The sequence below is a fragment of the Microlunatus parietis genome (assembly GCF_013407955.1).
Lineage (GTDB): Bacteria > Actinomycetota > Actinomycetes > Propionibacteriales > Propionibacteriaceae > Microlunatus > Microlunatus parietis.
Map to the genome: position 1 here is coordinate 2,295,874 of NZ_JACCBU010000001.1, position 22,073 is coordinate 2,317,946.

24 protein-coding genes and 1 pseudogene are annotated in these 22,073 nt (G+C 71.1%); 14 read left to right on the plus strand and 11 right to left on the minus strand.

Features of this window, described 5'->3' with window-relative positions; translation table 11 throughout:
• Window positions 1-85: 85 nt before the first annotated feature.
• Window positions 86-1,252 carry a sialidase family protein gene (locus BKA15_RS10915; protein ID WP_179750670.1) on the plus strand — a complete coding sequence of 389 codons (1,167 nt, stop codon included), beginning with the start codon at window positions 86-88 and terminating at the stop codon, window positions 1,250-1,252.
• A 17-nt stretch (window positions 1,253-1,269) separates the two neighbouring features.
• On the opposite strand, the gene BKA15_RS10920 is transcribed toward BKA15_RS10915, so the two are convergent.
• The 4 genes from BKA15_RS10920 to ddaH form a co-directional block, all read right to left on the minus strand.
• Window positions 1,270-1,611 carry a hypothetical protein gene (locus BKA15_RS10920; protein WP_179750672.1) on the minus strand — a complete coding sequence of 114 codons (342 nt, stop codon included), beginning with the start codon at window positions 1,609-1,611 and terminating at the stop codon, window positions 1,270-1,272.
• A 48-nt stretch (window positions 1,612-1,659) separates the two neighbouring features.
• On the minus strand, window positions 1,660-2,334 hold the full coding sequence (locus BKA15_RS10925; protein WP_218871204.1) for a TIGR03089 family protein: 675 nt from the start codon (window positions 2,332-2,334) through the stop codon (window positions 1,660-1,662).
• 184 nt (window positions 2,335-2,518) lie between these two features.
• Window positions 2,519-3,724: an ornithine--oxo-acid transaminase gene (gene rocD, locus BKA15_RS10930; RefSeq protein WP_179750674.1), complete on the minus strand. Its 1,206-nt coding sequence runs from the start codon at window positions 3,722-3,724 to the stop codon at window positions 2,519-2,521.
• Window positions 3,721-4,590 (minus strand): dimethylargininase, encoded by an 870-nt coding sequence (ddaH, locus tag BKA15_RS10935; RefSeq protein WP_179750676.1) that lies wholly within the window; start codon window positions 4,588-4,590, stop codon window positions 3,721-3,723. Before ddaH ends, rocD begins: the two co-directional genes overlap by 4 nt.
• 123 nt (window positions 4,591-4,713) lie before the next feature.
• Here ddaH and BKA15_RS10940 point away from each other — a divergent pair, with 123 nt between their 5' ends.
• From BKA15_RS10940 to BKA15_RS10985, 10 genes are all read left to right on the plus strand, one after another.
• Window positions 4,714-5,145, plus strand: coding sequence for an Lrp/AsnC family transcriptional regulator (locus BKA15_RS10940; RefSeq protein WP_179750678.1), 432 nt, complete (start codon window positions 4,714-4,716; stop codon window positions 5,143-5,145).
• A gap of 72 nt (window positions 5,146-5,217) precedes the next feature.
• Window positions 5,218-5,517, plus strand: a complete 300-nt coding sequence (locus tag BKA15_RS10945; protein ID WP_179750680.1) for a DUF2510 domain-containing protein — start codon at window positions 5,218-5,220, stop codon at window positions 5,515-5,517.
• Window positions 5,518-5,537: 20 nt separating this feature from the next.
• Complete coding sequence (gene lpdA / locus BKA15_RS10950; RefSeq protein ID WP_179750689.1) at window positions 5,538-6,941, plus strand: dihydrolipoyl dehydrogenase; 1,404 nt, start codon at window positions 5,538-5,540, stop codon at window positions 6,939-6,941.
• Between the two features lie 123 nt (window positions 6,942-7,064).
• Window positions 7,065-9,002, plus strand: coding sequence for a 2-oxoglutarate dehydrogenase, E2 component, dihydrolipoamide succinyltransferase (sucB, locus tag BKA15_RS10955; RefSeq protein ID WP_179750691.1), 1,938 nt, complete (start codon window positions 7,065-7,067; stop codon window positions 9,000-9,002).
• Window positions 9,003-9,010: 8 nt separating this feature from the next.
• Entirely contained in the window at window positions 9,011-9,907 is an 897-nt protein-coding gene (locus BKA15_RS10960) for a TIGR01777 family oxidoreductase (protein WP_179750693.1), read from the plus strand.
• Window positions 9,908-9,910: 3 nt separating this feature from the next.
• Window positions 9,911-10,453: a hypothetical protein gene (locus BKA15_RS10965; protein ID WP_179750695.1), complete on the plus strand. Its 543-nt coding sequence runs from the start codon at window positions 9,911-9,913 to the stop codon at window positions 10,451-10,453.
• Between the two features lie 10 nt (window positions 10,454-10,463).
• Window positions 10,464-11,174 carry a lipoyl(octanoyl) transferase LipB gene (lipB, locus tag BKA15_RS10970; RefSeq protein WP_179750697.1) on the plus strand — a complete coding sequence of 237 codons (711 nt, stop codon included), beginning with the start codon at window positions 10,464-10,466 and terminating at the stop codon, window positions 11,172-11,174.
• 7 nt (window positions 11,175-11,181) lie between these two features.
• Entirely contained in the window at window positions 11,182-11,712 is a 531-nt protein-coding gene (locus tag BKA15_RS10975) for a hypothetical protein (protein WP_179750699.1), read from the plus strand.
• Between the two features lie 37 nt (window positions 11,713-11,749).
• Complete coding sequence (lipA, locus tag BKA15_RS10980) at window positions 11,750-12,652, plus strand: lipoyl synthase (RefSeq protein ID WP_179758384.1); 903 nt, start codon at window positions 11,750-11,752, stop codon at window positions 12,650-12,652.
• Between the two features lie 42 nt (window positions 12,653-12,694).
• Window positions 12,695-13,480 (plus strand): DUF4191 domain-containing protein, encoded by a 786-nt coding sequence (locus tag BKA15_RS10985; protein ID WP_179750701.1) that lies wholly within the window; start codon window positions 12,695-12,697, stop codon window positions 13,478-13,480.
• 43 nt (window positions 13,481-13,523) lie between these two features.
• Here the strand turns inward: BKA15_RS10985 and BKA15_RS10990 are convergent, their stop codons facing one another.
• From BKA15_RS10990 to BKA15_RS11015, 7 genes and pseudogenes are all read right to left on the minus strand, one after another.
• Entirely contained in the window at window positions 13,524-14,783 is a 1,260-nt protein-coding gene (locus BKA15_RS10990) for an MFS transporter (RefSeq protein WP_179750703.1), read from the minus strand.
• A 2-nt stretch (window positions 14,784-14,785) separates the two neighbouring features.
• Window positions 14,786-14,995 (minus strand): hypothetical protein, encoded by a 210-nt coding sequence (locus BKA15_RS35460; RefSeq protein ID WP_246322320.1) that lies wholly within the window; start codon window positions 14,993-14,995, stop codon window positions 14,786-14,788.
• 21 nt (window positions 14,996-15,016) lie between these two features.
• Window positions 15,017-15,160 (minus strand): annotated as a pseudogene (locus BKA15_RS37245) (ClpX C4-type zinc finger protein); the annotation flags it as partial.
• A 903-nt stretch (window positions 15,161-16,063) separates the two neighbouring features.
• A complete protein-coding gene (locus tag BKA15_RS11000) occupies window positions 16,064-16,921 on the minus strand; it encodes a phytanoyl-CoA dioxygenase family protein (protein WP_179750705.1) in 858 nt (285 codons plus the stop codon).
• A gap of 99 nt (window positions 16,922-17,020) precedes the next feature.
• Window positions 17,021-18,217, minus strand: a complete 1,197-nt coding sequence (locus BKA15_RS11005) for an MFS transporter (RefSeq protein WP_179750707.1) — start codon at window positions 18,215-18,217, stop codon at window positions 17,021-17,023.
• 130 nt (window positions 18,218-18,347) lie between these two features.
• Window positions 18,348-18,836: a DUF1707 SHOCT-like domain-containing protein gene (locus tag BKA15_RS11010; RefSeq protein ID WP_179750709.1), complete on the minus strand. Its 489-nt coding sequence runs from the start codon at window positions 18,834-18,836 to the stop codon at window positions 18,348-18,350.
• A gap of 107 nt (window positions 18,837-18,943) precedes the next feature.
• A complete protein-coding gene (locus BKA15_RS11015; RefSeq protein ID WP_179750711.1) occupies window positions 18,944-19,525 on the minus strand; it encodes a hypothetical protein in 582 nt (193 codons plus the stop codon).
• Window positions 19,526-19,650: 125 nt separating this feature from the next.
• Here BKA15_RS11015 and BKA15_RS11020 point away from each other — a divergent pair, with 125 nt between their 5' ends.
• The 3 genes from BKA15_RS11020 to BKA15_RS11030 are packed head-to-tail and all read left to right on the plus strand — an operon-like array spanning window position 19,651 to window position 22,067.
• On the plus strand, window positions 19,651-20,223 hold the full coding sequence (locus BKA15_RS11020; RefSeq protein WP_179750713.1) for a TetR/AcrR family transcriptional regulator: 573 nt from the start codon (window positions 19,651-19,653) through the stop codon (window positions 20,221-20,223).
• Window positions 20,224-20,232: 9 nt separating this feature from the next.
• Window positions 20,233-21,408 carry a histidine kinase gene (locus BKA15_RS36825; RefSeq protein WP_179750715.1) on the plus strand — a complete coding sequence of 392 codons (1,176 nt, stop codon included), beginning with the start codon at window positions 20,233-20,235 and terminating at the stop codon, window positions 21,406-21,408.
• A complete protein-coding gene (locus BKA15_RS11030; RefSeq protein ID WP_179750717.1) occupies window positions 21,405-22,067 on the plus strand; it encodes a response regulator in 663 nt (220 codons plus the stop codon). The genes BKA15_RS36825 and BKA15_RS11030 overlap by 4 nt, the downstream gene beginning before the upstream one ends.
• Window positions 22,068-22,073: the final 6 nt, after the last annotated feature.

The following is a 22,073-nucleotide window of genomic DNA, read 5'->3' on the forward strand; positions in this document are numbered from 1 at the left end:
ACATGGAACGGCGTGCCAGGTGTCATGGTGGCATCGCACGCCGGCCGTGTTTCCGCGGATCCGGCCAGCCTCGAGGGAGCCAGAGATGCCGTTGCCCCGCCGTACCCTGCTGACCTCCATCGCCGTCGGCGCCACCACCGTGGCCCTCGGCACCCGCGCCGCCCAGGCCCAGCCGAGCACCGCCTCGGGGACCGGGACCCGGACCGACCCGGTCATCGTCGCGTCCGCGCCGTCCGGCCGGATGGCGTTCTTCCCCGACATGATCAAACTCGCCGACGGCCGGCTGTTGGTCGGCTATCGGGACTCGGTCAGCCACATCGCCCAGGACGGCCGGATCCTGGTGGTGGAGAGTTCGGACGACGGCCGCACCTGGTCCACGCCAAGGGTCGCCGTCGACACCGCGATCGACGACCGCGACCCGAAGCTGGTGCAGCTGCGCGACGGCACGATCCTGATGAACTTCTTCCGGACCGACTGGACCGGCTATCCCCGCAACCCGGCCACCCTGGTCGGGACGTTCGTCGTCCGGTCCACCGACGGCGGCGCCACCTGGAGCGAACCGGTCCAGGTCGGCACCGCGATGTCCGGACCGTCGAAGGTGATCGTCGGCGCCTACTACGCCGGCCACGCAGCGACCCACGGGCCCATCCTCGAACTGCCGGACGGCGACCTGCTGGTGCCCCTGTACGGCAGGCTGCCCGAGGGCGGCAGCGGACCCGCGACCGTCGTCCGGTCCACCGACGGCGGCCTGACCTGGCCGAAGGAGGGGGAAGCGTTCATCGGGCAGACCGCCGGCCTGGACTACCAGGAACCCAACCTGTCGATCCTGCGCGACGGCACGCTGCTGTCGATCCTGCGCACCTCGCGGAACATCGCCTACCTGTCCTGGTCCGACGACGGCGGCCGCAGCTGGAGCACGCCCGTCGACAGCGGATTCCCGGCGTCGTCGCACCACCAGCTGAGCCTGCCGGGCGGCTCCATCCTGTTCACCTACGGCGATCCGTCCCGCAAGATCAACACCGGCCGGCCGACCCTGGGCCGGATCCTGCGCCACCCCGAGCGCGGGATCGGCGACGAGAAGGAGATCCTGATCTACGACGCCGCGATCCACGGCGCGCCCACCTTCGACCAGGCCAACCCGTCCAGCGTCGCCTTCACCCCGGACCGGTACTTCACGGTCACCTCGGACCCGTACCTGAAGTCGATCGTCGGCGTCTATACCGACGTCACGGAGTACGTCGGCCGGCCCTGACCCGACCGGCCGGGCGGTCAGCTGGGCGGGCGCTTCTTCATCCGGCTGTTGTAGTCCCGCATCCGCTGCGGGTAGCCGACGACGGCCGCGTCATAGCCCGGAATCTCGAGGTGCTCGGCGAACGCGTGGCCCCATTGCGGCGACGGGATCGTGCGGCGGGTCCATTCGCCGTCGTACGCGACCAGCAGGAGTGAGGTCTGGGTGACGGAGGTCTGCGGTTCGACGAAGGCTTCGACGCCGCGCCGGGTCCGGGCGAACTCGGTCAGGTGCCGGGTGACCGCGTCGTCGACGGCACGGTTGTCGCGTGCCGAACGGGCACCGCGCCGCAACCGTTCGGCGCCACGTCTGAGCCAACCCATGCGCCCCATTATGAACGCGTGACCCAGCGCCGGGCGAGAAGCACCCTCCTAAGTTCCGTCGACGCGCTCCTCGGCGAGTCGACGGGCCAGGGTCTCCGGATCGGCTCCGTTGATCAGCACGATCGAGCCGTCGCCGGCCAGCACCGCCAGGCTGCGGCGCAGGAACGCCGCGCCGGACTCGTTGATCAGGACCCGGCCCGGCTCGGCGGCCGGTATCAGCTCGGAGACCGGGACCGTCTGGTCGCCGCTGATCAGCGCCGGGGCATCCGGGGCCGCGGCCGCGGGGGCCAGGAACAGGTCGGGATAGCCGGCGATCTCGGCCGCCTCGTCGAACGCTCCGGCCGGGACCGGACCCGGGTGACGGCGGGCCAGCACCGGCAGGCTGACCAGGACGCCGCCGTCGGCGAGGTCCTCCGGGTCGGTGCTGATCACGGCCTCGGCCTCGCCGGCTCCGGTCAGGTCCACTGTGGCGCCGACCGACCAGATCGCCAGCGCCCAGTAGAGCGTGCGCCAGTGTCGGTCCGGCAGCCGCAGCGTGAGCACGGTGCCCGGTCCGGCGTCGTACTCCTCGGTCAGCAGGTTCGCGGCCTTGGCGACCCAGTTGTCCAGCGCGATCGCGGACAACTCGATCCGCTCGCCCAGCGTCTCGTCGTAGTAGGTGACCCGCGGCCGGGCACCGTCGGACCGGAGCAGGGCTTGCATGATCATCGCTGGCGTACTCACGACGGCCAGCCTAGTGTCGTGCGTCCCTAGTTCCTTGACAGGTGGCGGCGTCCAGGTGCGTGCATCGCCAGGCCGACGAGGAAGACATATCGGGTCATATATCGACTGAGGAGAACGCCGCGAGGTGCGTGCCTGGGCGTCGCCAACTGTTAAGGAACTAGGGACGCGCGACACTCGTGACCGGCTACTCCGCGAGGGCACCGGCCAATTGATCAACCGCGAAGTCGAGCTCGGCCTCGGTGATCACCAGCGGCGGCGCGATCCGGATCGTCGAGCCGTGGGTGTCCTTGACCAGCACCCCGCGGGCCAGCAGCCGTTCGCCGAGCTGCCGCCCGGTCCCGATCGCGGGGTCGATGTCGATCCCGGCCCAGAGTCCGGCGCACCGGACCGCGGTCACCCCGGAGCCGATCAGCGCACGCAGTCGATCATGAAGCCGTACGCCGAGCTCGGCGGCCCGCTGCTGGAACTCGCCGGTCTCCAGCAGCCCGACCACGGCCGAGCCGACGGCCGCGGCCAGCGGGTTGCCGCCGAACGTCGAGCCGTGCTGGCCGGGCTGCAGCACGCCGAGCACCTCGGCGTCGCCGACCACGGCCGACACCGGGACCACCCCGCCGCCGAGCGCCTTGCCGAGCAGGTAGAGATCGGGCACCACGCCGACATGATCACTGGCGAACGTCGCACCGGTCCGGCCCAGCCCGGACTGGATCTCGTCGCAGATCAACAGCATCCGGTTCCGGTCGCACAGCTCGCGCAGCCGGGGCAGATAGTCGGCCGGCGGAATGATCACGCCCGCCTCGCCCTGGATCGGCTCGACCAAGATCGCCACGGTGCGTTCGGTGATCGCGGCGGCGACCGCGTCCGCGTCGCCGTACGGGACGACCGTGAAGCCCGGCGTGTACGGACCGAAGCCGGTCCGGGCCTCCGGATCGTCGGAGAAGCTGATCACCGTGATCGTCCGGCCGTGGAAGTTGCCGCCGGCGACGATGATCTCCGGTTCGGCGATGCCGCGGACGTCGTGACCCCACTTGCGGGCCACCTTGATCCCGGACTCCACCGCCTCGGCGCCGGTGTTCATCGGCAGCACCATCTCCTTGCGGCACAGGGCAGCCAGCCGGTCGGCGAACGGGCCGAGCTGGTCGGTGTGGAACGCCCGCGAGGTCAAGGTGACCCGGCCGAGCTGGCGTACCGCGGCGTCGATGATCACCGGATGCCGGTGGCCGAAATTGACGGCCGAGTAGGCGGCCAGGCAGTCCAGGTAGCGCCGCCCGTCCACGTCGGTGACCCAGGCACCGTCGGCGGAGCTGATCACCACCGGCAGCGGATGGTAGTTGTGCGCGAGGTGGCGCTGCTCCTGCTCAATCAGGCCTGCTCCGTCGGTCACAGTGATCATGGAACCATTCCTTCAGGGTCGGTGTCGCGGCGGATTTCGAGCGTGCAGCACTTGATCCCGCCGCCACCCTTGAGTAGTTCGGGCATCGCGACCGGAACCGGGACGTAGCCGCGCAGTTCAAGATCACGGGCGAGGCCGACGGCCGCCGCGGCCATGATCACGTTCCGGCCGTCGGACACCAGATTGAGGCCGAGCACGGCGGCGTCGGCCTCGGCGGCGATCACGGCGTCCGGATAGCGACGCTCCAGCTCGGCCCGGCTGGCCGGGCTGAACGCCGACGGCAGATAGGCGATCGCGTCGTCGTCCAGCACGGCGAGCGCGGTGTCGAGGTGGTAGAAGCGCGGGTCGACCAGTTCCAGGGTGATCACCTCGAGCCCGGTCAGCCGGGCGACCTCCGCGTGCGCGGCCCGGGTGGTCCGGAAGCCGGTGCCGGCCAAGATCACCGAGCCGGCCAGCAGCAGATCACCCTCGCCCTCGTTGATCTCGGTCGGCCGTGCGACCGGTCCGAGCCCGGCCCGGTCCAGCCAGTCGGCGTAGACCTCGGCCTCGGCGGCTCGCTGCGGGTAGGCGAACCGGGCGCCGACCGTGACCCGCGGCGTGACCAGGGCCCCGTTCGCCGCGTAGACGGCGTCGGGCAGCCCGGCCGGCGCCGGCAGCTCGTCCACCCGGTGCCCGAGCCGGCGGTACGTGTCCCGCAGGATGCGCCATTCGGCCAGGGCGCGCCCGACGTCCACCGGCACCGCGGGATCCATCCACGGGTTGATGGCGTAGCTCACCGCGAAGTGCTCCGGCGGCGTCATCAGGTAGCGCCGGAGCCGGGCCCGGCGCTCCGGCGCCTGGCGCGGCGCCAGGGTCAGGTCGGTCATGAGCCAAAGCTAGATTCGGCAGCACCTGCAAGCAATCCACATCTGTTGCCCGATGATCACCAGTTCATTGCGCGAAATCACTGGAAATGACAATCCGTTGCGCGACTGCCGTACGGTAGGGCCATGGACGGACTGGACGAGCAGATCATTCACCGGCTGGCCGGCAATGCCCGGGCGACGTTCGCCGAGATCGGTGCCGAGGTCGGCCTCTCGGCGCCGGCGGTGAAGCGGCGGGTGGACCGGCTGGTCGCCGACGGCACCATCGCCGGGTTCACCGCGATGATCGACCCGGCGGCGCTGGGCTGGGGTACGGAGGCGTACGTCCAGGTCTACTGCAAGGGCACCATCTCGCCGGAGAACCTGCTGCGGATCTGGGAGCCGATCCCGGAGATCGTCAGCGCGAGCACGATCACCGGCGGGGCCGACGCGATCCTGCGGGTACGGGCCCGTGACGTACAGCATCTGGAGCGGGCGCTGGAACGGATCCGCGAGGACGACACGGTGGAGCGGACCGAGTCGATCATCGTCTTGTCCCGGCTGATCGAACGCGGCTGATCAGGCACGGGACCGACGCGGGTCCGACACGGCGGCGGGTTGCGCCCGACGACCGATAGCGTTGGCCGGGCCATGGCAGATCCCGGCTGGTATCCCGACCCGAGCGGCACACCGCGACGCCTCCGTTACTGGGACGGTACGTCCTGGTCCGGACGGACCACCTTCGACGCGGAGCGGCCGATCCCGAAGCAACGCACCGTGACCAAGACCAAGGGCGGCCGGGTGCCGTTGATCTGGCTGGCCGGCCTGCTGTTGTTGATCTTGATCGGCGTCGCGACCGTACTGGTCCGACAGGACCCGGACGGCGAGCCGGACATCTGGTCCACCTCGCTCAGCGACAGCCCGATCGGCCAGGTCTCCAACCTGTTCTGACGGATGTCAGGATGATCCCCATGGCGAACTATGACGTCGTGGTGTTGGGTGCCGGCAGCGGCGGGTACGCCACCGCACTGCGGGCCGCGCAGCTGGGCCTGTCGGTGGCCATGATCGAAAAGGACCAGGTCGGCGGCACCTGTCTGCACCGCGGCTGCATTCCGACCAAGGCGATCCTGCACGCGGCCGAGATCGCCGAGGCCGCCCGGCACGGCGCCGAGTTCGGGGTGCACACGATCCTCGAACGCGTCGACCTCGCCGGCGTCCGGTCCTACGCCGACGCCACCGTGGCTCGCCTCTACAAGGGGCTGGCCGGCTTGATCAGATCCCGCGACATCACCGTGATCTCCGGCACCGGGACTCTGCTGCCCGCCGACGGGCCGGACGCACCGCCGCGGGTCCAGGTCGGCGACCAGGTGATCACCGGGACGCATCTGGTGCTCGCGTCCGGCTCGGAGGCGCGCAGCCTGCCCGGCCTCGAGATCGACGGCCGCCGGGTGATCACCAGTGATCACGCGCTGCGACTGGAGCAGCTGCCGGAGTCCGCGATCGTGCTCGGCGGCGGCGTGATCGGCGTCGAGTACGCGTCCGCCTGGCGCTCGTTCGGCACCGAGGTCACCGTGGTCGAGGCCCTGCCACGGCTGCTGCCGAACGAGGAGCCGGAGTTGTCGGCCGGTCTGGAGCGCGCGTTCCGGCGCCGCAAGATCACCGCCTTGACCGGTGCGCCGGTCGCCGACGTCGACGCCGGCGAGCACGGGGTGCGGGTCACCCTGAGCACCGGCCGGGCCGTCGAGGCGGAACTGTTGCTGGTCGCCGTCGGCCGCGGGCCCCGGTCCGCCGGGCTCGGCTACGAGGAGGCCGGCGTCGAGCTGGAGCGCGGATTCGTCGTCACCTCGGAGCGGCTGGCGGCCAGCACGCCGAGGACGTACGCGGTCGGCGACCTGGTGGCCGGCCTGCAGCTGGCTCACCGCGGTTTCGCGCACGGCATCTTCGTCGCCGAGGAGATCGCCGTCGCCGAGGGCAAGCTGGATCGTGCGCCGGTGCCGGTCCGGGACCGGGACATCCCGCGGATCACGTACTGCGACCCGGAGGTGGCCTCGGTCGGGCTCGGCGAGGAGGCCGCCCGGGCCGAGTACGGCGACGCGGTCACGATCAGCTACGACCTGGCCGGTAACGGCCGCTCCCAGATCCTGCGGACCGCCGGCCTGGTCAAGCTGGTCCGCGCGCCGGACGGGCCGATCGTCGGTGTGCACCTGCTCGGCTCGCGGGTCGGCGAGCTGATCGGCGAGGCGCAGTTGATCACCACCTGGGAGGCGTACCCGGAGGACGTCGCCGGCGCCATCCATGCCCACCCGACCCAGTCCGAGGCCCTCGGCGAGGCCCATCTCGCCCTGGCCGGCAAGCCGCTGCACGTCCACGGCTGACCCGAGAGGTCGGCGTCGGAACGGCCGGATGAGCGCCGGTTCCGGCCGACGGCACGGCCCGCGTCGCCTGGCGTTAGGCTGATCCCCGAACCGAGCACCGTACTGAAGGAGTCTCAATCCATCATGTCGACTTCTGTAACCCTCCCGGCGTTGGGCGAGAGCGTCACCGAGGGGACGGTCACCCGTTGGCTGAAGCAGGTCGGTGACACCGTCGCGGCGGACGAACCGTTGCTCGAGGTCTCCACCGACAAGGTCGACACCGAGATCCCCTCACCGGCGGCCGGTGTGCTGCTGGAGATCAAGGCCGCCGAGGACGAGACCGTCGAGGTCGGTGCCGTACTCGCGGTGATCGGTGAAGCCGGCGAGCAGCCCGGTGGCGATTCCGGCGGCGACCAGCAGTCGCCCGCCGCCGAAGCCCCGGCTGAGCAGCCCGCCGAGCAGCCCGCACAGCAGCAGCCCGCACAGCAGCAGCCCGCGCAGCCGCAGGCGGAGCAGCCGAGCCAGCCGCAGGCCGAGCAGACCGATACCTCCGCCCAGCAGCCGCAGGCCGAGCAGGCGCAGCAGCCGCAGGCCGAGGATGATCAACCGGAGCAGCCGACGGGCGGCGCCCAGCCGGCCCCGGCTGGTGAGGGCACCGAGGTGACGCTGCCGGCGCTCGGCGAGAGCGTCACGGAGGGTACGGTCAGCCGCTGGCTGAAGCAGGTCGGCGACTCCGTCGCGGCCGACGAGGCCCTGCTCGAGGTCTCCACCGACAAGGTCGACACCGAGATTCCGTCCCCGACCGCGGGCACGCTGCTCGAGATCCGGGTCAAGGAGGACGAGACCGTCGAGGTCGGCGCCGTGCTCGGCGTGATCGGCTCCGCCGACGCAGCCCCGGCAGCCGAATCCGCTCCGGCCGCTCCGGCAGCCGAGCCCAAGTCCGAACCGAAGCCGGAGCCCAAGCCGGAACCGGCCGCCGCGCCCGAGCCCGCCGCCGAAGCCCCGGCCCCCGCGCCGCAGCCCGAGCCGGCCGTCGCCTCGGCCCCCGCGCCAGCAGCCCAGGCTCCCGCCGCCCAGGCTCCGGTCGCCTCGCCGCCGGCCGCCCCGGCTCCGACGAGCGAAACCACCGGCGACGGCCCCGGCTACGTGACCCCGCTGGTCCGCAAGCTGGCCGCGGAACACCAGGTCGACCTCGGCTCGATCACCGGCACCGGTGTCGGCGGCCGGATCCGCAAGCAGGACGTCCTCGCCGCCGCCGAAGCCGCGAAGTCCGCCGCCGCCCAGCCCGCCGCCGAGGCTCCGGCAGCAGCCGCTCCGGCGGCCCAGGCTCCGGCTGCCGCTCCGGTCCAGCCGAGCTCGCTCCGCGGCACCACCGAGAAGATGAGCCGGCTGCGCAAGATCATCGCCAAGCGGATGGTCGAGTCGCTGCAGACGTCGGCCCAGCTGACCACGGTCGTCGAGGTGGACCTGACGGTCATCTCGCGACTCCGGGCCAAGGTGAAGAACGACTTCCTGGCTCGCGAGGGCGTCAAGCTGTCGTACCTGCCGTTCCTGATCAAGGCCACCGTCGACGCGCTGAAGATCCACCCGAAGCTCAACGCGACGCTCGACACCGAGGCCGAGACGGTCACCTACCCGGCGACGGAGAACGTGTCGATCGCGGTCGACACCGACAAGGGCCTGGTGGTCCCGGTGATCAAGAGCGCCGGCGACCTCAGCATCACCGGGCTGGCCAAGAAGATCGCCGACCTGGCCGACCGGACCCGCAGCAACAAGCTGAGCCCGGACGACATCGCCGGCGGTACGTTCACCGTAACCAACACCGGCAGCCGCGGCGCCCTGATCGACACCCCGATCGTGAACCAGCCGCAGGTCGCCATCCTCGGCACCGGCGCGCTGGTGAAGCGGCCGGTGGTGCTGACCGACAAGGTGCTCGGCGAGACGATCGCGGTCCGCGACATGATGTACCTCTCGCTGTCGTACGACCATCGGATCGTCGACGGCGCCGACGCGGCCCGGTTCCTGGTCACCCTCAAGGAGCGGCTGGAAGAGGGCGACTTCGGCTCGGAGTTCGGGCTCTGACCCAGGCGATGAAATACCTGCTCGCCGGGGCCTCCGGATTCCTCGGCACCGCGCTGCGGGTCCGGCTGGCCGAGCAGGGGCACGAGGTGGTCCGGCTGGTCCGGACCGACCCGATCGCCGGCACCGAGTTCCGCTGGCACCCGGCGGCCGGCACGATCGACGAACGCGCGTTCGTCGGCGTCGACGTCGTGATCAACCTGTGCGGCGTCGGGATCGCCGACCGGCCCTGGACCGCCGGTCGGCGCCGGCTGCTCCAGTCGTCGCGGGTCGATCCCGGTCGTACCCTCAGCCAGGCGCTGGCCCGGCTGGACCGGAAGCCGGCGGTCTACCTGCAGGCCAGCGGGATTTCCGGGTACGGGACCGACATCGGCGACCCGGCGGCGACCGAGGACAGCCCGCCCGGCACCGACTTCCTGTCCCGGCTGATCCAGGCCTGGGAGGAGGCCGCGAAACCGGCGGCGGACGCGGGCATCCGGACCGTGATCCTGCGGACCAGCCCGGTCCTGGACCGGTCCGGCGGACTGCTCGGCCTGGCCCGGATCCCCTGGTCGTTCGGACTGGGCGCCCGGCTCGGCGACGGTCGGCAGCGGACCCCGATGATCAGCCTGACCGACTACCTGCGCGCGGTCGAGTGGGCGGTCGCCACACCGAGCGCGCGCGGCCCGTACAACCTCACCATCCCGGAACCCACCACCAGCGCCGAGTTCACCGACGCGCTGGCCCGGCTGCTCAACCGGCCCCGGGTGCTCGCGGTCCCGGCGCCACTGCTCCGCCGCGGCATGGGCGAGCTGGCCGAACAACTGCTCGGCGACATGAACGTCGTCCCGGCCCGGCTGCTCGCCGAAGGGTTCACCTTCGCCGGCCCGGACATCGAGACGACCCTGCGCCTCGCGCTCGCCCGCTGAACGATGGCCACCCTGCCCCGGCGCGCCACCGCGATCGCCGTGGCCGTCGCCCTGGTCGGCTGCGCCGCGACCTTGCTGATGCTGGTCAGAGCCGACCGGGTCCCGCCGCTGAACTTCCTGCACATCGTCGACCACCCCGACGTCGAGCACGGCGAACTGCGGGTCACGGTGGCCGAGTCCGACGGCACCGAGTTGATCATCTACGGCGCCGAGGTAGGCCCGGTTCCGACCTCCTGCCGGATGCGGTGGGTCTACGACGTCCCGCTCGAGCGGGTGCCCGCCTCGGCGCCCAGCCAGGACCACCTCGGCTCGCGCTGGCGGCCGCTCTGGCGGACGACGGTCCCCGGCCCGGGCGGAGGTCAGGAGATCTTCACCAGCTGCACGTTCGACGCCCAGCCCGTCGGCGGCGGGAACTACTTCGTCGGGCCGCCCGAACTTCCCCGCGACGACCCGGAGGCCTGGCGCGTCGCCGCGGTCGTGACCGGTGCCGCGACACTGCTCTGGGTGTTCGCCGCCGCCGTCGTGCTGGTCCGGCGCTCGGCGTAGGGTGGTTCGCATGACGCTCGACGTACGCCTGCTGGGGCTCGGTTCGACGCTGATCGACTACTCCGAGGCGTGGTTGGCCCAACAGGAGGTCCGCCAGCAGGTCGAGAACGGGGGACTCCCGGACACGTTGCTGCTGCTGGAGCACGCGTCGGTCTACACGGCCGGCAAGCGCACCGAGCCGATCGAGCGGCCGACCGACGGCACGCCGGTGATCGACGTCGACCGCGGCGGCAAGATCACCTGGCACGGGCCGGGTCAGCTGGTCGGCTATCCGATCGTCAAGCTGCCCGAGGCGATCAAGGTGGTCGACTACGTTCGCCGGCTCGAGGAGGCGCTGATCCGTACGGTCGCCGAGTTCGGGCTGACCGCGGGCCGGGTGCCCGGCCGGTCCGGGGCCTGGCTCGCTGCTGGCGACGGCCGGCCGGAACGCAAGCTCGGCGCGATCGGGGTCCGGGTCGCCGGCGGCGTCACGATGCACGGCTTCGCGCTGAACGTGAGCCCCGACCTGAGCGCATACGACAAGATCATTCCGTGCGGCATCGCCGACGCCGGCGTCACCTCGATGGCCGCCGAGCTGCCGTACCCGCCGAGCCTGGTCGAGGTCGCCGCGGTGGCGGTCACCCAGCTGCAGGAGTTGCTCGCGTTCGAGCCGTACACCATGGCGCCGGATCTGCCGTCCGGCTCGAAGGTCCAGTACGGGCTCGCGGTCGGCAACGGCTGACCCACCGATGGGCGATCACCTGGCGCTGGACGAGCGCCGCTTCGAGCTCACCCGGATCGTGTTGCGCAGCCTGGTCCTGGTCCAGCTCGGCCTGGTGATCACGGGCCTGCTGGTGCCGGTGACTCGGACCGTCGACGACGAACCGGAGCCGCTGACGGCGCCCGGCCTCTTCAACGCGATGGCCCGGGTGAGCGATCCCGAGAACCTGGGTGCGGAGCGCGGCTTCTTCCTGGTCGTGGCGGCGGTGGTCGTGCTGGCGCTGCTCGGCACGGGAGTGGTGGCGCTACTGCTGCTCGGCGGTCAGTGGCATCCGGGCCGGCTCCCGCTGCTGCAGTACGTACTCGCCGGCATTCTGATCCTCGGTGCGCTCGGGCTGCTGCTGGCCGGCGACTGGCTGGGCGTCGAACATCCCCGATCCGACCGGTTCATCCTGACCGAGGCGAACACCGGCGGACCGGCCTGGGGACTGTGGATCCTGCTCGGCGCCGCGGCCTGGGCGATCAGCCTCGCCCGCGGTGTCCAACAACTCGCCGAGTAGGATCGTCAGGGTGACGATCGCACCCGAGGGACGGAAGATGCTGCGGCTCGAGGTTCGCAACGCGGCGGTGCCGATCGAACGCAAACCGCCGTGGATCAAGACCACCGCGAGGATGGGCCCGGAGTATTCCGAGCTGCGCCAGCTGGTCAAGCGGGAGGACCTGCACACGGTCTGCCAGGAGGCCGGCTGCCCCAACATCTTCGAGTGCTGGGAGGACCGCGAGGCGACGTTCCTGATCGGCGGCGACCAGTGCACCCGGCGCTGCGACTTCTGCCAGATCGACACCGGCAAGCCGGCCGACTTCGACGCCGCCGAGCCGCTGCGGGTGGCCGAGTCGGTGCAGAAGATGGGCCTGCGCTACGCCACCGTGACCGGCGTCTGCCGGGACGACCTGCCGGACGAAGGCGCCTGGCTCTACGCCGAGACGATCCGCAAGATCCACGAGCTCAACCCCGGCGTCGGGGTGGAGATGCTGGCGCCCGACTTCTCCGGCAACCGGGACTACCTGGGGCAGCTCTTCGCCACCCGGCCGGAGGTGTTCGCGCACAACGTCGAGACGGTGCCGCGGATCTTCAAGCGGATCCGGCCCGGTTTCCGGTACGAGAGGTCGCTGGACGTGCTGCGCTGGTCCCGCGAGGCGGGGCTGGTCACCAAGTCGAACCTGATCCTGGGGATGGGCGAGACCCGGGCCGAGGTGTCGGAGGCGCTGCGCGACCTGCACGACGCCGGCGCGGAGATCATCACGATCACGCAGTACCTGCGGCCGAGCCCGCGGCATCATCCGGTCGAGCGCTGGGTGAAGCCGGAGGAGTTCATCGAGTTGCAGGCCGAGGCCGAGCAGCTCGGCTATGCCGGCGTGATGAGCGGGCCGTTGGTCCGTTCGTCGTACCGGGCCGGAAGGCTGTACCGTCAGGCGATGGACCGCCGAGCGGCGCATTGAGCGCGGCGAAGATGATCATGGAAAGAATGTGGGTGAAGGGTGATGGCTGACGCGAAGAGCGCGCGGGCCGCGGCCAAGGAGGCCAAGGAGAAGGCGAAGGCCGCCGAGCGGGCCGAGAAGGAACGCCGCAAGAACAGCACCGACCCGGCCGACATGGGCCGGATCCGGCAGATCCGCCGCGCGTACCAGCTCACGCACGAGTACGACAAGCCGCTGCCCTTCCTGCTCGGCGGCGCGTTCGTCGGCGGCATCGTCGTCTGCCTGGTGATCGGCTTCCTGATCGGGCAGCCGATCTATCTGGGCATCCTCGGGCTGATGGTCGGCCTGCTGGCGGCCATGATCGTCCTGGTCCAGCGGGCCAAGCGCGCCACCTACAAGCGGTACGCCGGCCAGGCCGGATCGGCCGAGGTGGCCCTGCAGATGCTGCCGAAGAAGTGGGTCTCCGAGCCGGCCGTCGCCGCCAACAAGCAGCTCGACGTCGTACACCGCACCCTCGGCCCGGGCGGCCTGGTGCTGATCGGCGAGGGCGAGCCGGGCCGGCTGAAGGCGCTGCTGGCCAGCGAGGTGAAGAAGCACGAGCGAGTCGCGTACGGCGTCGAGGTGATCACCATCCAGATGGGCGACAAGGACGGTCAGGTCCCGCTGGACAAGCTGACCGACCACATCCGCAAGCTCCCCAAGACGCTGCAGCCGCACCAGATCACCGACATCAAGCAGCGCCTCCGCGCACTGGACGCGGTGCGGCCGAAGATCGCGGTGCCGAAGGGCCCGATGCCGACGAACCCGCGTCAGGTCCGCGGCGTCCGTCAGGCGATGCGCGGCCGCTGACGACGAGCCCCGAGCCCACCCACACGAGCCCTGAGCCCACCCACTACGAGCCCTGAGCCTGTCGAAGGGCCGGGAGGTCGATCAGCCGTCGGACCGGCGAGCAGACCAGCCACAGACCGGCCAGCACGGTGCCCAAGGCGGCCATGATCAACAACGTCCTGGTACCGGTCGCGGTGGCGATCAGCCCGCCGAGCAGCGCGCCGAGCGGAGCCGCACAGCCGACCAGAACCGACAGCGTCGCGGTCGCCCGGCCCTGGAGTTCGGGGCGGACGATCGCCTGACGCAGGGCGGACTGATTGACGTTGTAGAGCGGCTGTCCGAGGCCACTGCCGAATGACGCGACCATGATCATCCCGATCATGACCGGCTGCGGCCCGAAGGCCAGCGGCAGCACCAGATTGGCCGCGCCGGCGACCGCGAAACCGATGATCATGGTCGGCCCGATCCCGTACCGGCGGGCGATCCGGGCCGCCAGCGCCGAACCGAGCAGTGCACCCGGCCCGATCGCGGCCAGCACCAACCCGATCGCCACCGGCGGCAGCCCGAGATCCCGGGACAGGTAGAGCACCTCCACCGCGAGGATCGCGCTGAGGCAGCCGTTGTACGTCGCCCCCGCGGCGGCACTGGCCCGCAGCAGCGGGTCGCGCAGGATCACCGCGATTCCCTCTCGGAGCTCACGGCCGAGGTGACGACCGACCGGCGGCGGGATCGATGACTCCTCGACCCGAGCCGTCGCGAGCGCCGTCGCCGACGCCAGGTAACTGATCACGTCAACCAAGATCGCCACCGGCGCCGTGACCGCCTGCACCAGCACCCCGGCCAGCCCGGGCCCGCAGATCCTGGCCAGCGCAGCGGACTGAGTCAGCCGCGCGTTGCCATCGACCAACCGTCCGGACGGCAGCACACTGCGCAGGAACGCCGACCCGGCGACCTGGCCGATCACCGCGAACGACGCGACCAGCACGGCGACCACGATGAGCAGCGGCATGCTCGCCACGCCGGCCGCGACCGCCAGCGGGATCGTCAACAGCAACGCGGCCCGGGCCAGATCGGCCATGATCATCAGCCGCCGCCGTCGGACCCGGTCGACCCAGACGCCGATCAGCAGGCCGAACACGACGACCGGCAGCTTCGCCAGCCCGGTCAGAACTCCCAGCTGGGTGGCGGTCGCCTCAAGCACGACCACGGCGACCAGCGGAAGCGCGACCGCCGAGACCTGATCACCGACGTACGACAGCGACTGCCCCACCCAGAACCTGCGGAACGCCGGCTCCCGCCAGGCGGACGTTCCAAGATCACGCACGATCAGCGCTCGTCCGCGAACCGTTCCCAAGCGGTCTGCCGGCTCACCCCGAGCGCCCGCCCGATCCGCTCCCAGCTGATCTTCCGTTTCCGCAAGGCCCGGACATGATCACGAACCGCCCGCTCGACCTGCTCCCGCGACGCGTCGAGCCGCGCCATCCGTACCAACAACTCCTCGTCGGACGACTCGTCCACCGAGATGAACGATGCCACTCCCTCCTTCGCCAGCAACTGTTCCGCGAGCCCGACACAGTCATTGCAGATGTAAGCCCCCGGCCCCGCCACCAGCCGATCCACCTCCGCGTCGCTCTTCCCGCAGAACGAGCACCGCCGCTCCACCTGCGCTTCAACCCGCCCTCGCCGCCGCACCGTCATCATGTCAGGATAACCCTGACAACCGGCCTTTGCACCAAGCAGCTGGCGCCCGGCGGGACATGCCGAAGGGGCGGCACGTCACGTCGACAACCGGGCGGCACGTCGCTGCAGGAGTCGCGCGTCGACAACCGGGGCGGCACGCTTGAGGTCGGCTGACTTGGCAGGGGAGCGTCGACTGCCGACCTACCCAAGCGCAACCCGACCACCAACCGACCCGCGACGAGAACCCGGACCGAAGCCCCCGCCGACCCGGCGCAATCCGACTCATCGAGTGTGACGTTACGACCACCTGAAATCGATTTCGAAGGTCCGGAACCTCCCACTCGACGCAGGAGGCGCCCTCGATGGCGGCTCGGGCGGGAGAGCCCCCCGATCGTTGCCCGCGGCCGGCTGTGTCGGTTGTCGACAACCCGACCGGTTCCGACCCGGGCGGGGCGCGGTCCGGTGAGACGGATGTGGGGTGTGGGATCCTCCCGAGGGCGGCGATGGGCAGCGGCAAGGACGCGGGGGCCACGGAGTCAGGAGTCGCCGTCGACCGGACGACCCAACACCGCGCCAGCAATCCCGAGCCCCGGCCCGCGGTCACCCGCCGCTCTTCCCGTCCGTCGCCATCCCGCGAAGCCCACACCTCGCGACCGCCGCCCCGAGGCATTCCCACGCCGCTCGTCAACCGACCACCCGACCGACCTGGTCGACCCACGCCGCAACTGCGGGTGACAGCTGCGGCGGAGAGCGCCAGTTCGGGGCGCACGCGAGCTCGGTGAGGGTTCGGCGGCGTGACCGATCCGCGGGCGAGCGGCGACGACGTACGGGCGGGAGTCCAGTTCCCAACTCCGCGCCGACAAGTCACTTCCGCAGCGACACGCCGTCAAAACGGCCGCTTTGGTGACTGGTCGGCAGAAGGGGTTAGCAGGTGACGTTCTTGCCTTCGCTGCCGAAGATGTCCAGGCGGCGCTGGTCGGGGATCTGGGGGGTGCCGGCGGGGATGTAGTGCAGCTGGACGGCTCGGCGGCGCTGGTCGGTCCGGTTGGCCGGGGTTCCGTGCTGCAGCAGGCCATGGAAGAACAGGGCGCCGCCGGGTGGGAGCGGGATCATGGTGTCGCGGCCGCGGTCGACGTCGTCGTCGCAGAGTTGCCAGTCGCGGCGGCGGAAGTGGACCACCGGGCCCTCGCGATGAGTGCCGGGCATGACGTGCATGCAGCCGTTCTCGGGCGTCGCCGGGTCCAGGGCCAGCCAGACGCCGACGATCGGGGTGCCGGGCTCGAGGGCGAAGAACGCGTTGTCCTGGTGCCACGGCTTCTCCCGGCCGCCGCCGGGCGGCTTGAGCAGCGCCATGTCCTGCATCATCGTGATGTCCTCGGTGCCGCAGAGCCGCCGGACGACGGACAGGATCCGTTCGTTCCTCGCCAGTGCGGTCAGCCGCTCGTCCTCCTGGACGAACCACATGAACTTCCGGACCAGATCCATCCGCTCGTCGCCCGACGCGGCCTCGACCCGGTCGGCGGCCCAGGCCTCGTACTGGATCATCGCCTCGCCCGGCCGGACCAGGACCGCGGCCATCGCGTCGAGCACGCCGGCCACCTCGTCGGGCGTCAGCAGCTGCCGTACCGCCAGATAGCCGAGTTCCTCGAACTGGGCGAAGTCGGCGTCGGACAGTTGATCAACACTCTCTGCGATCCGGCCCGGCTGATCGAACCGATACAGATCCTCCGGATACGGCGCCGGCGTCTCGCCGTCGATCGGGACCGTGCTGGCGTACGACATGAACCCTCCCCTGGGCTCGTGATCAATTCATGATCAACGCTAGGAGGTACGGCCTCCGGCGGGCCATGGCCTGAGGCAACGCGATCATGGACCGAGGTGTCAGGCGCCCGTCGCCGCCCGGCGGGCGAGCATCCCGCGCAGTGCCAGCACCGCCATCGGTACCGCCACCACGGCGGCGATCAGATTGAGGGCCGGGAAGCCGGCCAGGCCCATCACCAGCCCGGACAGCGCAGACGAGCCGGCCGCCGCCAGGTTCATCAGCGCGTCCGTACCGCCCTGCAGGGAGACCCGGTTCTGATCCGACACGGACTCCGCGAGCAGCGAGGAGCCGCCGATCATGCCGGCCGACCAGCCGAGCCCGAGCAGGCCGAGCGCCAGCGAAATGACCGGCCCGGTCGTCGTGTCGGCGAACCCGCCGAGCACCAGCGCCCCGGCGAAGATGATCACCCCGATCCCGATCACAGCGGCACCGCCGAGCCGATCGGTCAGCCAGCCCATGATCGGGCTCGCCCCGTACATGCCGAAGATGTGGATGCTGAGCACCAGGCCGACCAGGTCGAGGGTCATCCCGTGATGGGTCATGTGCAGCGGCGTCATCACCATCACGCCGACCATGATCGTGTGGGAACAGATCACGGCGATGATCGCCAGCCTGGTCCGCGGATCCTGCAAGCCGGTCCGGATGGCCCGGACCAGACCGGTCGGCCGCTGCACCAGACGGCTCGGATCATGATCGACTTCGGTGGTGCCGCGGCCGGCCAGGCCGACCGAGAGCACCATCGCGGCGCCGGCGAACGCGATCAAGGAGAAGAGGTACGGTCCCGTCAGCGGCTCGATCCCGAGGGACCGGCCGAGCCGGCTGCCGACCTCGGACAGATTGGGCCCGGCCACCGAGCCGAGCGTGGTCGCCCACATCACGACCGAGAGCGCGCGGGCCCGGTAGCGGACGCCGACCACCTCCGCGGCGGCGAATCGCGCCTGCAGCCCGGCGGCGGTGGCGGCGCCGAACGCTGCCGTACCGACGAAGAGCAGGGGTACGAATTGGACGGCCGCGGCGAGGAAGACCAGCCCGGTCCCGACCAGCGCCAGCAGATAGCCGGCGGCCAGGCCCCAGCGGCGGCCGCGGCGGCCGGCCAGCCGAGCCAGTGGGATCGCCCACAGGCCGGCGCCGAGCACCGACGAGGTCTGCGCGAAGCCCGCCAGGGCGACCGTTCCGGACAATCGCTCGGCCAGCAGCCCGCCGACCGCGATGCCGCTGGCGACGCCGACGCCGGCCAGCACCTGGCTGATGATCAAGGCCGCCAGTCTGCCTCGTCCCCGCGTCTGCGGCAGACCCGCCTCGTTGTTCACGCGGACATCGTGACAAGTCGGACCGACAGTCCGCGAATCGGCCTCCCCCGTTCGCCGGCCCGCCGGGCCGGAAGGGTCAGCGCCGAGACGCGACCCGGTGGTCGTGCCGGGCCATCGCCCGGTGGCCGAGGTGCATCGCGGCGGCCCCGCCGACCGCCGCCGCGGTGCCCCCGACCAGCGCCGCCACGAAGGCGGCCGGCTCCCAGGCCCCGGCCACCAGGAGCAGCAGTCCCGACACCATCAGCCCGCCGATGAGCAGCAGCAGGCAGATGATGTCGAAGCCGTTCCAGGCCAGGGTCCGGTCGACCGGAATGGGGCCGGGCTGCGGGCCCGGAGCCGGTGCCGGCGTCGTCGGGACCCGACGCGGCAGATCGGAGACCAGCTCGATCAGATCGACGACGGTCTGCGCCCGCATCGCACGGGCCAGCCGATCGTCCAGTTCCTCGCCGGTCAGCCGGCCCGCGGCGAAATGCGCGGCGAGTTCATCGCAGACATCGGAGCGTTCCCGGTCACCGACGCGTTTGGTCAGCCCGGCGCCGCCGTCATGAATCGGTTGAAGGTCCACGGCCTCAGTCTCTGCGGGCGTCCCGGCCCAGGGAACCGGGATCGCCGACCCGCAGACCGGGGCCGGACGGCCGCCGCGCAATCCAAGACCACGGTCGTATCGGCTTCTCACCGACCGCGGGCCGCCACCCGATGCAGCCGGATCGCGGAAATCAGGAAGAAGACCCCGCCGAGGGTCGCGTAGCCTGCCACGGTCGTGAGCGACGCGTTCGGTCCGCCGGCCATCAGGAGGAAGCTGGTGCCGGCCAGTACGGAGATCGAGCCGCTGAGGATCATCGCCCACTGCCCGCCGAGCCGGTAGCGACGGATCGCGACGATCACCTGGACGATGCCGGCGGTGATCGCCCAGATGCCCCAGATCCGAAGCACGGCAGGAATTCCGGCGGTGACGGCGACCGCCAGGCCGGCGGCGGTGAGCAGGCTCAGCGCCATGTTCAGGTAGAGCGGGACCCTGGGCCGCACCGCGCCCGAGGAACGGAAGTCGATCATGGCCGCGACGACGTCGAACAGCGGATAGCTCACCAGCAGGACGACCACGGCCGGGTTGATCGTCCGGGCGAACGCCAGCACGAGGAGCGCCCAGACGACGGCGAAGCCGAAGCGGAGGTAGTACAGGTTGCGCAGCGGCCGGGCGGATCCGGCGACGGTGTCGGAGTCCCGACCGGCGACGGTTTCGGGTGAGCTGGACATCGAGATTCCTTTGAGAGAGACAGAACGATCGGTACACCCGAGCTTGTCTTGACCCGACGACTCTGTCAAGACCGATCGTTCTTTCTGCTAGCCTCGGACCGACCGCGACCGAGAGGGGCGACCGGATGTCGGAGGCACGGACTCGGCTGCTGAACACGGCGACCGAACTCTTCTACGCCGAAGGGCTGCACGCCGTCGGGGTCGACCGGGTCATCGCCGAGGCGCAGGTCACCCGAGCCACGCTCTACCGGCATTTCCGCAGCAAGGACGACCTCCTCGTCGCCTATCTCAACGGTGCCGACGAGGCGATCCGCGCCCGCTTGGAGGCGGCCCGAGCCGATCAGGCCAAGCCCGCCGACCTGATCCGGACCGTCGCCCGGTCGATCGCCGACGATCTGCGGCGGCCCGGGTTCCGCGGCTGCGCGTTCCTCAACGCCGCCGCCGAGTATCCCGAGCCGGATCATCCGGTCCATCGGGCCGTGCTGCGGCACCGCGAGTGGTTCCTGACCACGATGATCGAACTCTTCTCCGGGATCGGGAAGATCGACCCCGAGCCCGCCGCCCGGCATTTCGTCATGCTCCGCGACGGCGCCATGGCGGCCGGCTGCCTGAGCGATCCCCGGCCGATCGGCGAGACCTTCCTGCGCGGCGTCGAGGGCCTGCTCACGTACCGCAGCCGGCAGGGTCGTTCCGTTTAGACTCGCCCCGTGAACGCGCCCGGGGATGCCGTCCGTCGCGGCGCCGCCGAGGTGCCCGCGCCGGTCCTGGATGCCCTGCTCGGGGCCGCGGTCGTGATCGTCATCGCGATCGGCGTGGCCACGAATCTGACCAGTCCCACCGGCCCGACCGTCGGCGCCTATCTGTTCGCGGTCTTCTTCGGCGCGCTGCTGATGTTCCGCCGCCGCTTCCCGCTGCCGGTCTTGATCATCACCGCGCTGGGCATGTGCGTCTATTACACGCTGGACTATCCGGCCATCGGGCTCGCGCTGCCGATGGCCGCCGCGCTCTATTCCGCGGCCGAGAAGGATCTCTCGCTGGCTGCCGCACTGACCGGGCTGGCCATGATCATCTTGTCGATCGTGTTCCAGCTCCGCGACGGCCGCAACCCGGTCGAGCTGTTCGGTCTCGAGCTGTTGTCCACCGCGGCGCTGATGGCAGCGGCGATCGCGCTCGGCGACGGTACGAGATCGCGCCGCGAGTTGCGCCGACTCGGTGAACTCCGGGAGCGCGAAGCCCGGGCCCAGGCCGAACGGGAGCGGGCCGACGAACGGCTCGCGCTGTCCCGGGAACTGCACGACGACCTCGGCCACAGCCTGTCGGTGATCGCCCTGCACGCGGCCTCCGCCGAGGAGGCGGTCACCGACGACCCCGAGGCCGCCCGCGGGTCACTGCACAACGTCCGCCAGGCCGCGACCGAAGCGCTGCGGCAGCTGCGCGGCACGGTGAAGGTGTTGCGGCGGACCGACGAGCCGGTACCGACGGCGCCGGAGGCCACCCTGGCCGAGCTGGACCGGATCGCCGCAACGCTGCGCGAGGCCGGGATCGACGTCACGCAAAGGATCTCGGCGCCGGAGCTGCCCGGCGGCGTGTCCGCGGTGGCGTACCGGATCGTCCAGGAGGCGACCACCAACGTGATCAAGCACGCCCAGGCCCGGCACGTCACCATCGACGTCCACACCGACGGGCCGGTGCTGCGGATCGAGGTGAGCGACGACGGCGTCGGAGCCGGCGGATCCCAAGCCGGGCGGGATTTCCGGGCGGGGCAGGGAATCCGCGGGATGGCCGAACGGGCCTCGGCCCTCGGCGGCACCGTCGGTGTACGATCCGAGTCCGCCGGCACCACCGTTTCCGCATCGCTGCCCCTGGACGAGGAGGGACCATGATCACCGTCGCCGTCGTGGACGACCAGGCCATGGTCCGGACCGGGCTGATCTCCTTGCTGGACAGGGATCCCGACATCTCGATCGTCGGCGAGGCGAGCAACGGCAAGGACGGCATCGCGCTGCTCCGGCGGACCCGGCCGGACGTCGCGCTGATGGACATCAGGATGCCGGTGCTGGATGGCATCGAGGCGACCACCATGATCACGGCCGACCCGGAGCTGAACGGCACCCAGGTGGTGATCTTGACCACCTTCGACGAGGACGAACACGTGCTCGGTGCGATCCGGGCCGGCGCCGCCGGCTTCCTGCTCAAGGACGTCGAGCCCGACGAACTGCGCCGCTCGGTGCACCTGGTGGCCACCGGATCGGCGCTGCTGGCGCCGTCGGTGACCGGCAAGGTGCTGGCCGAGATCGCCCGGGCGCGGTCACCGAAGGCGCGGCCGGAACTGGTCGCGGACCTCACCGATCGGGAGCGCGAGGTGCTGGCCGAGGTCGGCCGCGGCCGGTCCAACGACGAGGTCGGCGCCGTGCTGTTCATCAGCCCGGCCACCGCGCGGACGTACGTCAGCCGGCTGCTCAGCAAGCTCGGCGTCCGGGATCGCGCGCAACTCGTCGTCGTCGCGTACGAGAGCGGCCTGGTCACGGCCGGGGAGCGCTGAAACCGG

Bases quoted from the DNA above. Each gene is read 5' to 3' on its own strand.
- BKA15_RS10915 (WP_179750670.1), top strand. From the start codon at position 86: ATGCCGTTGCCCCGCCGTACCCTGCTGACCTCCATCGCCGTCGGCGCC.
- BKA15_RS10920 (WP_179750672.1), bottom strand. From the start codon at position 1,611: ATGGGTTGGCTCAGACGTGGCGCCGAACGGTTGCGGCGCGGTGCCCGT.
- rocD (WP_179750674.1), bottom strand. From the start codon at position 3,724: ATGATCACTGTGACCGACGGAGCAGGCCTGATTGAGCAGGAGCAGCGC.
- ddaH (WP_179750676.1), bottom strand. From the start codon at position 4,590: ATGACCGACCTGACCCTGGCGCCGCGCCAGGCGCCGGAGCGCCGGGCC.
- BKA15_RS10940 (WP_179750678.1), top strand. From the start codon at position 4,714: ATGGACGGACTGGACGAGCAGATCATTCACCGGCTGGCCGGCAATGCC.
- BKA15_RS10945 (WP_179750680.1), top strand. From the start codon at position 5,218: ATGGCAGATCCCGGCTGGTATCCCGACCCGAGCGGCACACCGCGACGC.
- lpdA (WP_179750689.1), top strand. From the start codon at position 5,538: ATGGCGAACTATGACGTCGTGGTGTTGGGTGCCGGCAGCGGCGGGTAC.
- sucB (WP_179750691.1), top strand. From the start codon at position 7,065: ATGTCGACTTCTGTAACCCTCCCGGCGTTGGGCGAGAGCGTCACCGAG.
- BKA15_RS10960 (WP_179750693.1), top strand. From the start codon at position 9,011: ATGAAATACCTGCTCGCCGGGGCCTCCGGATTCCTCGGCACCGCGCTG.
- BKA15_RS10965 (WP_179750695.1), top strand. From the start codon at position 9,911: ATGGCCACCCTGCCCCGGCGCGCCACCGCGATCGCCGTGGCCGTCGCC.
- lipB (WP_179750697.1), top strand. From the start codon at position 10,464: ATGACGCTCGACGTACGCCTGCTGGGGCTCGGTTCGACGCTGATCGAC.
- BKA15_RS10975 (WP_179750699.1), top strand. From the start codon at position 11,182: ATGGGCGATCACCTGGCGCTGGACGAGCGCCGCTTCGAGCTCACCCGG.
- lipA (WP_179758384.1), top strand. From the start codon at position 11,750: ATGCTGCGGCTCGAGGTTCGCAACGCGGCGGTGCCGATCGAACGCAAA.
- BKA15_RS10985 (WP_179750701.1), top strand. From the start codon at position 12,695: ATGGCTGACGCGAAGAGCGCGCGGGCCGCGGCCAAGGAGGCCAAGGAG.
- BKA15_RS11000 (WP_179750705.1), bottom strand. From the start codon at position 16,921: ATGTCGTACGCCAGCACGGTCCCGATCGACGGCGAGACGCCGGCGCCG.
- BKA15_RS11015 (WP_179750711.1), bottom strand. From the start codon at position 19,525: ATGTCCAGCTCACCCGAAACCGTCGCCGGTCGGGACTCCGACACCGTC.
- BKA15_RS11020 (WP_179750713.1), top strand. From the start codon at position 19,651: ATGTCGGAGGCACGGACTCGGCTGCTGAACACGGCGACCGAACTCTTC.
- BKA15_RS11030 (WP_179750717.1), top strand. From the start codon at position 21,405: ATGATCACCGTCGCCGTCGTGGACGACCAGGCCATGGTCCGGACCGGG.